The organism is Agrobacterium sp. YIC 4121 (assembly GCF_002008205.1).
Lineage (GTDB): Bacteria > Pseudomonadota > Alphaproteobacteria > Rhizobiales > Rhizobiaceae > Agrobacterium > Agrobacterium leguminum.
In genome coordinates this window covers 227,799-241,156 of sequence record NZ_MRDI01000004.1, presented here as the reverse complement: position 1 = coordinate 241,156, position 13,358 = coordinate 227,799, and the positions used below count along the sequence as shown (strand labels likewise).

The 13,358-nt window shown below is 52.1% G+C and carries 14 protein-coding genes and 1 pseudogene; 9 read left to right on the top strand and 6 right to left on the bottom strand.

The genetic code is table 11. From position 1 onward, the window contains the following. Nucleotides 1–4: 4 nt before the first annotated feature. Nucleotides 5–1,441 carry a reverse transcriptase domain-containing protein gene (locus BTE54_RS08440; RefSeq protein ID WP_078052107.1) on the bottom strand — a complete coding sequence of 479 codons (1,437 nt, stop codon included), beginning with the start codon at nucleotides 1,439–1,441 and terminating at the stop codon, nucleotides 5–7. Nucleotides 1,442–1,980: 539 nt separating this feature from the next. Here BTE54_RS08440 and BTE54_RS08430 point away from each other — a divergent pair. From BTE54_RS08430 to BTE54_RS25240, 9 genes and pseudogenes are all read left to right on the top strand, one after another. Beyond that, nucleotides 1,981–2,646: a hypothetical protein gene (locus BTE54_RS08430; protein WP_078052105.1), complete on the top strand. Its 666-nt coding sequence runs from the start codon at nucleotides 1,981–1,983 to the stop codon at nucleotides 2,644–2,646. 497 nt (nucleotides 2,647–3,143) lie between these two features. Beyond that, nucleotides 3,144–3,713, top strand: a complete 570-nt coding sequence (locus tag BTE54_RS08425) for a site-specific integrase (protein ID WP_078052104.1) — start codon at nucleotides 3,144–3,146, stop codon at nucleotides 3,711–3,713. Between the two features lie 62 nt (nucleotides 3,714–3,775). Beyond that, nucleotides 3,776–4,483: a hypothetical protein gene (locus tag BTE54_RS08420; protein WP_078052103.1), complete on the top strand. Its 708-nt coding sequence runs from the start codon at nucleotides 3,776–3,778 to the stop codon at nucleotides 4,481–4,483. A gap of 19 nt (nucleotides 4,484–4,502) precedes the next feature. Next, nucleotides 4,503–4,853 (top strand): hypothetical protein, encoded by a 351-nt coding sequence (locus BTE54_RS08415; RefSeq protein WP_078052102.1) that lies wholly within the window; start codon nucleotides 4,503–4,505, stop codon nucleotides 4,851–4,853. Then, on the top strand, nucleotides 4,850–5,335 hold the full coding sequence (locus tag BTE54_RS08410; RefSeq protein ID WP_078052101.1) for a hypothetical protein: 486 nt from the start codon (nucleotides 4,850–4,852) through the stop codon (nucleotides 5,333–5,335). Before BTE54_RS08415 ends, BTE54_RS08410 begins: the two co-directional genes overlap by 4 nt. Before the next feature lie 58 nt (nucleotides 5,336–5,393). Beyond that, entirely contained in the window at nucleotides 5,394–5,738 is a 345-nt protein-coding gene (locus tag BTE54_RS08405; RefSeq protein ID WP_078052100.1) for a hypothetical protein, read from the top strand. Nucleotides 5,739–5,916: 178 nt separating this feature from the next. Then, nucleotides 5,917–6,774, top strand: a complete 858-nt coding sequence (locus BTE54_RS08400) for a DUF4747 family protein (RefSeq protein WP_078052099.1) — start codon at nucleotides 5,917–5,919, stop codon at nucleotides 6,772–6,774. A gap of 5 nt (nucleotides 6,775–6,779) precedes the next feature. Continuing rightward, nucleotides 6,780–7,340, top strand: a complete 561-nt coding sequence (locus tag BTE54_RS08395) for a hypothetical protein (RefSeq protein WP_078052098.1) — start codon at nucleotides 6,780–6,782, stop codon at nucleotides 7,338–7,340. A gap of 937 nt (nucleotides 7,341–8,277) precedes the next feature. Beyond that, nucleotides 8,278–8,515, top strand: a pseudogene (locus BTE54_RS25240) (site-specific integrase); the annotation flags it as partial. A gap of 14 nt (nucleotides 8,516–8,529) precedes the next feature. Here the strand turns inward: BTE54_RS25240 and BTE54_RS08385 are convergent. The 5 genes from BTE54_RS08385 to BTE54_RS08365 are packed head-to-tail and all read right to left on the bottom strand — an operon-like array spanning nucleotide 8,530 to nucleotide 13,353. Continuing rightward, a complete protein-coding gene (locus tag BTE54_RS08385; protein WP_161987915.1) occupies nucleotides 8,530–9,204 on the bottom strand; it encodes a flavin reductase family protein in 675 nt (224 codons plus the stop codon). 1 nt (nucleotide 9,205) lies between these two features. After that, on the bottom strand, nucleotides 9,206–10,630 hold the full coding sequence (locus BTE54_RS08380; RefSeq protein ID WP_078052096.1) for a Xaa-Pro peptidase family protein: 1,425 nt from the start codon (nucleotides 10,628–10,630) through the stop codon (nucleotides 9,206–9,208). A gap of 31 nt (nucleotides 10,631–10,661) precedes the next feature. Continuing rightward, nucleotides 10,662–11,483, bottom strand: a complete 822-nt coding sequence (locus BTE54_RS08375) for an ABC transporter permease (protein ID WP_078052095.1) — start codon at nucleotides 11,481–11,483, stop codon at nucleotides 10,662–10,664. After that, the gene (locus BTE54_RS08370) at nucleotides 11,476–12,303 is read right to left on the bottom strand and encodes an ABC transporter permease (protein ID WP_078052094.1); all 828 of its coding nucleotides are present in this window, start codon (nucleotides 12,301–12,303) and stop codon (nucleotides 11,476–11,478) included. The genes BTE54_RS08375 and BTE54_RS08370 overlap by 8 nt, the downstream gene beginning before the upstream one ends. A gap of 9 nt (nucleotides 12,304–12,312) precedes the next feature. Further along, nucleotides 12,313–13,353 carry an extracellular solute-binding protein gene (locus BTE54_RS08365; protein ID WP_078052093.1) on the bottom strand — a complete coding sequence of 347 codons (1,041 nt, stop codon included), beginning with the start codon at nucleotides 13,351–13,353 and terminating at the stop codon, nucleotides 12,313–12,315. Between the last annotated feature and the right edge of the window lie 5 nt (nucleotides 13,354–13,358).

Sequence of the window (13,358 nt, the reverse complement as noted above, 5' to 3'; positions counted from 1 at the left end):
TTATCTAAACCACCTTCTGCAATTCAAATTCTAGTCGATTGCGGATTGCACGTCTTAAGCCGGAAAGTTGGCGCGGAATTGGAGAACCTAGGTTTCCCATAACGCGCGAAGCTCTCTTCGCATACGTTGTGAAAGTCCAAAGACGATAATCCATGGCCTTAGAGCGGAAGTCTTTAACAGGGCCAAATGTTTGGATGAGCTTCTCCATATCTGTTAATTTTAAGATCTCATCAACCGACTTTCCCTTGTAACGTTTGACAAGTCGGATTGCCGTTGCATGGCATACAGACGCGATCTTCCGATGAAGATTGCTCATTGTCTTATCGCGTATGAAGACGCTTTTACCATCGTATCTAAAACCCAGATATTCAAACGGCTTATTTAAAGCAGTTCTTCCATCCTTGTCTGATGCCTTGATAACCGAGGCGACTTGAATTCCTGCGGTGCGCTCGAATTTGTGAATCGCGGATTTCTCTTCTTTGATCAAAAGGCCCCCTCCATATTTGCCGACAGCTGTTCGGATTTCCTGCTCAAGGCTGATAGCGTCGGTCTCAGAGATTGGTGCGACGATGAGTATATCGTCTGAATACCGAAAATACGATCCACCTTTTTCGTTGCAGATATTCTGAACATATTTATCGAATTCAAATAGGTACAGGTTTGCAAGTAGATCTGAGAGCGGCGCACCTTGTGGGACGCCCCTGCCAGTTTTATTTACCTCGATAATCGACGGTAGTGTGCCTTTTCCGGCAATTTTTTCACGAAACGTCTTTCCATCACAAAGCTGAACCGGAATTTCCTTTTTAGGTTTTAGATATCCCAATCGCACTTTACCGTATCGATCCGTTTTCTCACCGTAATAACCGAGCCGTTCATACGCCGATTTCACGTTGACGAAGGCATATTTGGTAATCGCCCGGAAGACAGTGAAATGATCTTGCGGTAAGCGTGATTCACCAATTAGTTCTTTCCAGACCTCCCTCAGTCGGTCGTGATCCAAAGACTCAAAAAAGCTGCTTATGTCCAACGCCACCGTGCAGCAGTTTCCGAACGATCGGATGCTTTGTACCGCGGTCAGAGCAAATTCGATATTACTCTGTCCACCACTCCCGCTGGATTTCAAAATGCGCCTGTATGCAATAACCGAACTGCCTAACCCCTCGGCCGCTAAGCGCTCTTCATAAAGTTTGCTGAGAACGCTTCGGTAATAAGAGAATATACAGCTGTCTAATCGAGCGGCGAATCTAATCGGACGGTCTTTACGTTTTCCGTGTTCACCTTTGCGGGCATAGGCTGTCCAACCCTCGTCATATTTCAAAAAGGGATAAAACTTGTGGGAGCTTACCTGCCTCGGGTCTAATGCTACCGCTTCCGCTTCCGCGGCGGAGATTACCGGATCAAAATGAGGATAACGCCGAATAGAGGCAGTCCACGATTTCACAAAACGACCTTCTGGGCGAGAGGGGGCAAGAGAACCGTGTGCTTCCGGTTAACCTCCTGCCCCCGACTGTTTAATGCGGGTCTATATCACCCTTTGGCACATATAATCGAGATTATGGACTATAGTAGCTGCGTGAAGATATTCTCTTCATGCGCCTTGATTGTCCAGTTTCGTGCGGAGGTCCGAATGGACATCTTTACAATACTGCTGGCAACCTTCGGGCTTGACAGCTTCAAGCTATTCTCCGCACCCCCAAGTTTCCCATCGTGAACGGATGGAAGCAATATCTGTTGCCATCCTCTTTATTTCAAGTGAGCGACTAAAAATTCTTCAGACTGTGGAAAACTTTGATTATACTTGATGTTTAAAGTCAATTTTCGGAAATTTCGGTCGAACCCCAATACGCGCTCTGATTTCGTTTTTCCGATTCGACTGTAAATTACCGCTTTTAAATAGCAAAATTCTACCTATATTTTCATCCTATGACGCACTCAACCTAAGGCGCGTCACTGTGGTCGGTGGCTTTCAAAGGAATGTAAATGTCTCTTGATAGTATTCATCTGCGAAAATTGCTTATGCTGATGTTCCTGTCCGATAAAAAGAGACAGAGCGCGCTTCGTAACGATATTCGCGATGAGATTGCAAAGGAATCAGGACGGGCATCTAATGGAGGTGATTTTTACGCTCCGTTTTGGGCCGATGCACGATCTCACATTTTTGGGTCGAGCGAATTGGATGTAACGGTCAAGGATCGCATAGAAGTCAACAAGCGCCGCCAAAATCTGTATCCGCAGCTAAAAGAGGGTTTTTTGCGCTGGTGGACGGAGAGGAGACGTTGGACAAATGAGCCTTTTCAGCCAGGACGACAACTCCGGGCACATTATGATTTCGTCGAACTGAGATCGACGGTTAAGATCGACAGCATTATTTCAGTTCGTGATGCCCAAGGGGTTGAACACTTTATATATCCATATTTTGCAAAAGACCCAATTCTAGGCAAGGAGGCTGCTCGCCTCGGTTTATGGCTGTTAACAACCGCCTTGAACGAGGTGCCATCCGACGAAATCCGAATTCTCGATGTCATAAGGGGTCAGACGTATTCTATTGACCGAAACCCGCTAATTGGAACCGAGAGACACGAATTTTTAGAACGCTACGGTAGCTTAATAAATGAGCGTGCTGTCCTGAAAGAGGAATACGAATAATCAATAGGAAGCTGCCGGCAATTCACGTTGCCTCAAGTTGAGGATCGCACCATGACTGCTTTTTGCAGCGTAAGGTGTTTTGATAAAGTCGTGAAACACTATAGATAATTCGGTTTCACAATTTAGCCATTTTCATATCCTGCGGCACCAAATAGTCAACCCCTGATTGGGTATTTCGAAACACCTCTTATAAGAAGTGTTTCGATCATCGAAGTGCGGCTTTCGACCTCTTCTTCGACAACTATTTCGGATTTTGCTCGCTCCAAGCATTCCTGAAACAAAATTATCTATTCGGTTTCAAAGGTGATGCTTTGAAGCAGGATTGGATGATGAACGAAAATAATATTGATCGAACAATATCAACAATCCTGCGAGTGCATTTTCCGTTGTCGTTCTTTTCGAGCGTGAAGAGTATCTAATTTAATTAGCGAAATCAGATATTTACACGATATCTCGTCTTGATAAAGTGTTTCAAGACGTAAAGGAATACCTCAGCAATGATCAATGATTGCAATGGAAAACGACTTTATCTCACCTCGTCAGAGCGGCAGGCTTTCTTGAAAGCCGCCATCAAACGACCGGGAGCGATCCGTTCTTTTTGCGAAACACTGCACTTCACTGGATGCCGTATTTCCGAAGCTCTAAACCTGACCGTTGACCGGATCGATCTGGAAAACGAGACGATCATTTTCGAAACCTTGAAAAAACGACGCTCCGGCGTGTTTCGAGCTGTGCCGGTCCCCTCACAACTGCTGAATACACTTGAGCTTGTCCATCAAGTTCGTCGGCCGGGAAAGCTGGACCGTCGCCTGTGGCCGTGGTCGAGAGCGACAGGGTGGAGATACGTCAAATCGGTGATGACAGACGCCGGAATAGCATCTGGCCCGCAATCGTCTCCCAAAGGTCTGAGGCACGGTTATGGCGTGAATGCCATCTCTTCCGGTGTTCCCTTGAACATGCTGTCAAAATGGATGGGCCACTCTGCGATTGAGATCACGTCAATCTATGCCAACGCCGTGGGCAGTGAACAAAAGCAGATCTCGGAAAGAATGTGGATCAACTCCTAGCGATCCTGTCGGTGCGTTCGCGTCGCAAAATTTGAAGCCAGAAACAGCACTTGGAATGAGCAATGCTGAAAAGAACGAAATACATTTACCCCTTTCTCGCCGCAATTGCCTTGTCCGGCTGCGATCAGAACGTAACAGCCACGCTATACACTAGCGACATTCAGGGAATGATTGAGACGCACGGAAAAAGCGTTCCGGTCGATATCACAATCGAAGTCCTCGAGTCCGGGATTGATAAGCAGTGCGCGAAGCCGGAAGGCAAAATGATCGTTGATGCCGTCGCATCGGTATTCGACGGCGCGAGCCTGATCGGATGTGAGGATATTTCCGGAAGCATCAATGACAGGATGCTGATCAAGGCAAGAACGGTCCTTGATGCCCCTGCCTCACCTGAGGTCGAGCCGGGGAAGTTCCTGCTGCATTTCAGTGCATTTAAAGAAGACAAATCAAACTTCATCGTCGCACGCTTCAACGCCGAAGCCTATTCAACGCTTCAGCAGCAGCTTCAAAAAATGAACAGGATGGCGCGGCCTAAATTCGAGGACGCGTCCATGACGATAACAATCGAAAACGATACGCGTGAACCTGTAGCGATTTACACCAGTACAGGTCTGTTCGTTGACGGTGCACCTGCCGATCAAAACGTGGAAGCGAAGCTTGCTCCCCGACAAAAAATGACCGTCAAGCTGGGTGACGTCAAACAATCGTTTCTAGGCAAAAACGGCTGGGCCGGTATCGCCAACATCGGCCATCGCCCTTCTTCAAACTAACTTGTCAGGATTTCAGACAATGCAAAAAGCAGGCGGAATTATCGCACTGATCGCAGGTATTTTCGGCATTCTTGCCGCAGCGATAACATTGTTCGTCGGTGGTATCGGGGCTGGACTGGAAGCCGACGGTGCATCTACCGTCGTCGGCCTCGGATGGGGCGGTATCCTCTTCTCGTTCCTCACGATTATCTTTGGCGCCGTTGCCATGGGAGCGACGAGCAAAACTCCCGGTGCCCTGCTTATCGTCAGTGCAATCCTTGGAGCGGTTCTGGGCGGAACCCTAGTCGCCATTTTCATGGCCCTCGCTTTAATCGGCGGTATCCTTGCTGTCTTTGGTGCAAAGAAAGCCACTGTCGCAGAAGCAAAATGAAGCTCTTCTGGAAATCACTGTTCTGGATTGTGATCGTTGGCCTTGGCTTGCCGGTTTTTGGAAGCCTTTTGGGTCTCATCCTTTCGTCATTCATCGGCGTTCAAGGTTCGGGCAACCCCGGTAAGGAGGTTTTGGATGACGCCCCGGTCAGCACCGCACCGCCTGACGATCTGGTAAATGCACTGTCATTCTTTTCAGGACTTACCGATGTCCAGAAGAGCGAGATCAAAGATTCCTACCGCGGCAAGCTCGTGGAATGGAAGCTGCCGGTCTGGGATGTTTCGCAGAGAAACGATGAATTTGTGATCCAGACTTCTCGTCAGGGCAAGATTGCGACGTTCTGTAAGATTCGACCGTCTGACGACAACGAGGCAAAAAAGATCAGGCAACTTGCCGCCGGCCACTTCGTCACCTGCAAAGGCGTCGTCAGTGGCTACACGTTAGGAAACGTGAATATCTCTCCCGCCAAACTGGCCGATTGATGGGCAGCATCTTCATCCATAATTCCAAAGAAAACGAACCCGTTTAGGAGAGGCATCGATGAAAAAAGCCACCGTTTATGCAGCCATTGTTCTTGGCTCGATAGCCACCTCAGTCAACGCGGCAGCGATTGAGCCTACGGTCTATGTTTGCTCTCCGACCGACGACGGCGAGGCAGAACTGGACAACATCGTTGAAATTGCCACCACGGCCGCACAGCAGAAAAAACTCTATTCGACGGCCAAGAAGGGGGTTCAAGAGGGATTTTACACGGACTGTCATCATGAGGGCGGTGCCAAGGGATATCCGGAGGTCAAGTCCGTTCAGGCCTGTAAGAAGCACGCCGATGAATGGTATGGTCAGACCGGAGGGGCATTGGTGATTATTTCCTGTGTAACAAACTAAACCCAAGTTGCTTTCATTCCTCAAAATAAATGACCGTCGAAATTCATGCAGTGCTCAACTGGCATGAGCTCGCTGTTGTATGCATGGATAATATTGCTGTGGATCGAGCCGAGGTGGTGTTATCAAGCTTGGCGACCTAAGGTAGAAATTTCGCATTTGAGGCGCAGGGGGATTGTTTATGGGTCGCAGGATCAAAGTATCAGTTGGTATCGTAAATATAAGATTGCATCCCCACTCACCCGAAATCTATTCGAACTTCATACATGACATTTACCGGCTGAAGCAGCCCATCAATATTCATGGCGACCGATATGCAATGATTTCAATGCTAGACAGATCAGGAGAGGATAGTAACGAGGTAGCAGGCATTCTAACTACGTTCACTCGAATCGAGACTGACGGCGCTTGGTTTGACGTATCGAACTTGCAAGAAGCTACAGACAATCAGGTATCTGAGATCAATATACCTGATAATTTATATCCCAATGCGGCTTCATTTTACTTTATGTTCGATACAAAAAGTCACAAGATTTACGTCCAGCAATATTCTAAAGGTAAGCAGATAACATCAAACTCTTTGCTAAAATATTTTCGAAATATTTCAGAAAATATCGATATCTTGCAGAAATATAAGTCAGCTAAAATATCTATCGTGCAAAGCACATCAGGTTTGGATGCCCTTTTTAGTTTGAAAAAAATCAACGAAATCAAGATCACTATTCTAAAACCTAACTCGGACATCTTTGCGGACGATTTCGAATCAAGGGTTGAGGCGCATTTAGCGGAGAGCCACGCACAGAAATTAGTTTTGACCTACGACGCCGAGCCGGGACAGTCGATTGTCCCAGGCAAAGATATCAGAGCCGTGAGCAACGCCGCCCTCGACAATGGAAGCGTTCAGGTTAAGGGACGCGACGAAACAGGTGCGGTCACACGCTCAACTGAAGAGTTCCCTAAAATACTCCAAGACACCTACGATCCCGATGAGATATCAGAGAAGGAGGCGTTTCGCCGTATAGTGGCAAACCAAGGGTAGTTAAGTTGGCTACATTCACCCAGTTCATTGCTTTTTGGAAAAGCATCCGTCGCTACTTTAAAGGCTACGGCGGATGGGCTGCGGTAATATGCTCACCAATCTTCATCTTCTCATTGATAGCAACCGGACTGAATTATACGAATTGGATCAACCCAAAATGGGTGGCTCGCTCATTTGACATGATCCCCAGCCTGCTGGGGTTCAGTCTTGGATCGTATACCATTCTTTTCAGTGTTATGACGGGACGCCTCAAGAAGGCCCTAAAAACCGTTAAAAATCCAAGGGGAATAAACTACCTTGAGGAGATAAATGCGACGTTCTTTCATTTTATATTTGTACAAATAGTTTGCCTAATGTGGGCATTTCTCTTTGATGGAACGTTTTTTTATGACTTAGTCAAATACGCTCTGACGGATTACAAGTACACTTCGCAGTTATTTCGTATAGCTATGCTGACAGGATCATTTGTAGGTCATCTTCTATTGATATACTCTTTTTTATTAATACTTGCGGCAGCTATCGCTGTTTACCGCATAGCGTCGATTGTCGATCCGGCCGACGGGTGATTGATTTTACGCGTGAGAATTTTTATTAAAATCAAGTATACTGCGAGGGGATTTTCGCACGGGGCCGGACAGGGACGTCAGAGTGAGTGAAACTCGATATCTTTACGACTATGTAAGCCATGAGCCCAAACTTTATCAACTGGGCTATTACATATATGCTTTGGACGGCCATACGCCTTTGCACTGGGTAGACGGTGCATATGGATACTCGTGCAGCGAGAATAAGCCGTCGCTATGGATTGATGGCAAGTTTCTATACCGCTACAGTGACGGCTTAGAGACCAATCCTCAACCCATGTATTATTACGGAGATTAAAATTTCATCACGATCGACCGCTTGATGAAACTTCCGCCGTGATGGCCGTTATTTGTCATTGGATAAATTTCATGAAATCCGTTTAAATTGGTACATTTATTGGTACATTTCCTTCATGGGAAAATCAAAATAATTGAGTAAAAACAATAAATTATTAAATTATCTCTACATCTATGACTTCCACCCTCTCCGCCATAAATTGCCTTGGGTGACAAGGTTTCTCTCTCAATGTTAGAATAGTTGTATTCACTTAATTTGTGACACGCCTCATTTCGAGCGGTAGGGCCACATTATCGGCACAGCGCCAATGATGCTGTAGGTTGGACTGAACATTGCAGGCCCGGCTAGGCATTCGAGATGAGCGCCCGCCGGTGTGCATTAGCGCTTTTGACTTACAACGGATAGGTTACCCTCTGTGGGCCGCACCAGAGAAGACCCGGTCAGCCCAAAAACAAGCGATTCGATCTCTTCCCATGGTAGATTAAGATCATTCGCAATATCGCGCTTCGTGAGGCCCTTGGACCAAAGCTTAGTGAAAACTTTTGCTATTAGTGTAGAGGTTTCGCGGTCAACTCCAAGCGGCTCAGTACGCGTGATCGACAATCAAAGTTTGAGATCACCATGGCGGCAATCAGAAAACTCAGAGGACGTTGGCAAGCACAGGTTCGTCGGCGCGGCATGAAGCCGTGCTCCGCCGCCATGAACTCGCCTACCGGACGATGATCGGCCTGAGCCAGCGGGACATTGCGTCGTTCCTGACGAGCGGCTTCAGCGTGTAGCTCCATCTAGTGCTGTCCGCGAACTTGCGATCCTTAGCCACGTCCTTAAGGTCGCAATCCGCGATTGGGGGCTGCCGCTTCCTGATCCGAGCCTTTACTCAGCTGCGTCGGTCTTACAAATCTTCCGGCTCTCCCATTCTTGCGGACTCAGCGTCTTGATATCGAACTGGTCGCGGGTGCGGGTATAGGTGTGGCCGCCCATGCGGCCAACGGCGTCCATCATTTGCTGATCGATATGCAGGTTGGATGTGTTGACTGCGTCGCTGCGCACGAAAACGCCGACGACTTCGCCGAGGATGATCTCGCGGGCGGGACCTACCTGCAAGGTGGTGTGGCGACGGCACTCAAGTGCTGCGGGTGCTGCGAGAATGCGTGGGCTGCACACCATCTCGCCCGGCACGGTTTCGAGACCCGCCTCTTCCATCTCGTTGATGCCAGGACCAAATTTGATGGCGCAGATCTCCATCTGGTCCACGAGTGCGTTGTCGCAGATATGGACGGTAAATTCACCGGTCTCGCGGATGTTGCGGGCCGTATCCTTGAAGCGCATGTCGGCGTAATTTTCCACGCCGATCGCAACGATTGCCGGATCATGGGTCAGCACATTGAAGAAGCTGAACGGCCCGGCATTGGGGCGACCGTCTCTGTCGACGGTTGTTACAAGCGCGATCGGGCGCGGGATAACGGTGCCGATCAGGATCTTGTAGCGCTCGCGCTCGGTGAGCCTGGAGAAATCGAAATGGGTGTGAGCTCGGGTCGTATCGGTCATCTCAGGCCTCGGCAGCAATGCGGTGGGTTTCAAGCGGAGTGTGGCGCGACAGGTTTTCGAACCCGTCCTTGGTCACGACATACATGTCACCGACATTGCAGCCGGCAGATAGTGGCTCAAGCCACTGTGTGTGGAGCACGAAGACCATGCCCTCCTCCATCCGATCGTAGTTGTGAGAGGATATGTTGAAGCTGTTCTGGCCGCCGGCCATGCCGACCGAATGGCCGAGATTGGGGTTATGCGGGCCATGTGTCGCCGGATAGACATGCATGAGCGTGCGGCCCTGCGCCTCCCAGTCGATGTTCTTGACATATTGGCGCGGGATAAGCCTCGCGCTGCCGTCATCCATCGGTGCCCAGTTGTAAGGCATGGTCCGGGCTTCCGGCGACGCCAGCATGCCGCGCTCGATCATGGGCTCGAAGGCCGCATTGTTCACGTCGCGCATCAGGGCACCGGGGCGGATCAGCTTTTCCGCCCGCTTGACACCTTCGGTACAGGCGGCGAGCACCTCTTCCTGGCGCTTGGTGATCTCGCCAACGGCGATCATCCTTGCAGTCTGAGCGGTGTAACCCCGATAGGTGACGTTGGAGACATAGAGATTGATCAGGTCTCCCGGTCGCACGACATGGCCATAGGGCTTGCCGCAATGGGTGCCAAATTCGTTGATGCCGATCTGGTAACCGTCACCGGTCTCACCGCCGAAGGAAAGCTGCGCCTGGGTGAAGGCCGCGTAGATCTCGTGGTCGGTCACGCCGGGTTTCGCTACGTGATAGGCCGCCTGAGTGGCGATGCTGACCAATTGGGCGGCCGCCCGAAACATCTCGATCTCGCGTGGCGAGCGGACCTTTTGCATGCGGTCGAGAATGGCATTGTCGGCAACGAATTTCACGCCCGGCATCAATGCGTCGAGGCCTGCCCAGAAGGTGAGCGAGGTGCGGTCGCCAATGCGGCCGATCTGCGCTTTCGATAGCCCCATGCCTGCCAGCAGTTCGGCACATTTTTCGGCGGTCTTGATGACGCTGTCGCCCGGACGGTCAGCATATTCCCGCCCAATCGGGCCAATCTGCCAGATGTCCTCAACAAGAACCGGCTCGCCTCCCGGTGGCAGGAGGACGGACTGGGTAAAGAAGGACAAAAGCACCATCGGTTTGTCGGCATCCGTCGGAATGATCAGCACGCCTTCGCGCATCCAGTCGCAGATATAGCGCAGATAGTGGTTCGACGTGTGAAACCAGCCCACACCACCCGTGTGGACAATCAGGGCGTCATGCCCAGCCTCCACCGCCTGGCGGCGGATACGCCGCAGACGTTCCTCGAATTCCTCGACGGGTAAGGGCAAGGGCGCTGCGAAATCGAAATCCGGCTGAAAGTCGGCGAGCAGCGAGCCGATGCGATAGGCTCCTGTTCTGGTGGCGGTCATGTTCATGGGCTATTCCTTCCAATATTGTTGTTGTTCGTCAGGCCTGTCGCGCAGGCGCCAGCACCCGCCTTGTCACCAGCATCACCACCAGTGTCAGGCCGATCAGCAGGCCGGACATTGCCGCAACGCGCACGTCGAGCGACTCCTCGATCAGCGCAAACATCCTGAGCGGCAGCACTGTCGTCTGTGCATCGGCAAGGAAAAGCGAGACGGAAACATTGTCGAGCGACTGGATGAAGACGAGAAATGCGCCGGCGAGAATGCCGGGTGTCAGCAAGGGCAGAATCACGCGCCTCAGCGTGGTGAACCACGTGGCTCCCATCACTGTCGAAGCTTCCGCCAGCGAGGGATTGATGCCCTGCGCGACGACCGAAGCGGCGCGGTACATCAAAGGCCCGAAGACCACCACATGGCCGACGACCGTCAGCCAGAGCGAAGGCTGCAAGCCAACGAAATTGGCGACGATCAGCGCAGCCAGACCATACACCAGACTCGGCAAGACCAGCGGGGCGAGAAGCAACGGCTCGATCGTGTTGACCGACCGACGCTGCAGCCGAGCCATGCCGATCGTGGCGGGCACGGCGAAGAGAAGCGAGCCGAGAACGGCAAGGCCTGCGATCTTCAGCGAGTTGCCGGCGGCAATATGCTCCGTCCCGGAGCGGATAGGATCGAGCAACGCCTCATACCAGCGCAGCGAGAACCCTTCCGGGGGGTATTTGAGCGTCTGCCCGGACGTGAACGACATGGTGATCGCGATGACGATCGGGGCTACAAGATAGATCAGGCTCAGGCCACCAAAACCGAAGACGAATGCCTTGTAGAGAATGGCGGGGACCGGGTTTTCGGATTTTCTACGCATGGCCGACAAGTCTCCGGTGACGGGAAATCATGGTCATGCCGACGAGAAGAATGCCGGTCGACATGAGGAGCACGACGGCGATCGCAGACGCCATCGGCCAGTCGAACAGCGTGCCGACCTCTCGATAGATCAATTGCGGCACATAGACGTTGCGCGCGCCGCCAATCACCGCCTGGGTGACAAAGGAAGCACTGGTGCTGGCAAAGACGAGAATCCAGCCCGCCAGAAGTCCAGGCAGCATCATCGGCAACAGGACCGTGACCAGGATGCGCCACGGCCCCGCGCCCGACACCTGCGCAGCCTCGGTATAGGTGACTGGGATGCGCGATAGGATCGCCACCAGCGGAAGGATGATCAGTGGCAGGTCGATCTGGCACATGGCCATCACCAAGCCGAGTTCCGTCGACATGAGCGTGAAGGGACGGTCAGTCAGCCCAAGCGCCACGAATGTCTCGCTGATCGGTCCCTGCCGCCCGAGAATGACGATCCAGGCAAAAGTCCGAACAACATTGCTCGTCAACATCGGGATCAGCGTCAGGAAAATGATGATCTGGCGTGCGGTCTTGCCGCTGTGCCAGTAGAATAGCGCGATCGGCACACCGAGCAGCGTCGTGGTGACGATGGTCTGTATCCCGAGCTTGGCGGTGTTGACGAGAACGCGATAGTTGAACGCATCGCCAAGAAAGCGCGCGTAATTGTGCAGGGACAGGCCGTCGGGTCCAATGAAGCTGAACCCGACAAGGACGGCGAGCGGCGTCGCGAAGAACGCCACCGACAGCAGAAGCATCGGGATAACGTAGGGGAAGCCGCTCGCTTTCATGGTGCTACCTCAACCGGCGACGAGGGCGTCGAACTGGCGGATCCATTCCGGCCGGTTCTTGTTGATGGCAGCCCAGTCCGGATAGACGAGAGAGGCAAGCTGCTCGCGCTTCACATAGGCCTCGATGCGCGGCGTCAGCTCGACCTGCCTGTTCGTCGGGAACATTTCCTGCGGCGGCATCTTCAGCTTGTCCTGTGCGGCCTTGGAAATCGCGGCATCCATATAGGCATAGGCCGCGTCGACGTTCTTGGCGCCCTTGGTCAGATGAATGTTGACTGGCGCTGCGGGCGAACCCGTTTCCGGCTGAACGAATTCGGCCTTCAGCCCCATCGCCTTCAACTTCGCGACATTGCCGGTCGAGCACATGAAGACTGCAATCTCACCCTGCTGGAACAGCGTCATCTGGTGGTTTGTGCTGGCCACCACGCCCTTGATATGCTCCGGGTGTTCCTTGAACAGCTTGAAGACGGCATCCATGTCGGTTGGACCCGAGCCGTAAATCTTGGCGATTTCGGTGTAGGCCATCACGCCCGTGTTGGAGGCGAAGCCGGTCCACGATACTAGCCCTTTGTAAGCCGGGTTTTCAAAGAGATCGCGGTAGCCCTTCGGCGCCGGGACAAGATCGGGATTATAGGCAATGCCGTTGACCTCGACCGTGACGGTTGGGCCATATTCGCCCTGGAAGGCCGGATCGAGCATTCCCCAATTTTTGAGCTTCGACGGGTCGATCTTCTGGATGAGGTCGTTCTCGACGGCGATGGCCATCTGACCGGGCGACATCAGAAGCGTGTCGTAAGGCGGGTTGCCGGGGCTTGCCATGACCTTGGCGAGTTGGTCCTGCGCCATTGCCGGGGCGACGGTCAGATCGAAACCGGCCTCCTTCACGAGCGGCGTCAGCACCGTGCGATAGCCGTCTTCCCAGTTGCCTGGGAAGGTCGCGGCAACCGCCGTGCCACCAGCCGCACGGGCGGCGAAAGGAACGGTTGCTGCAACAGCCGCACCGGCGGCAAGCAGTCCGAAACGGCGTCTTGTGATGTTGAAGTCTTGCATCTGTT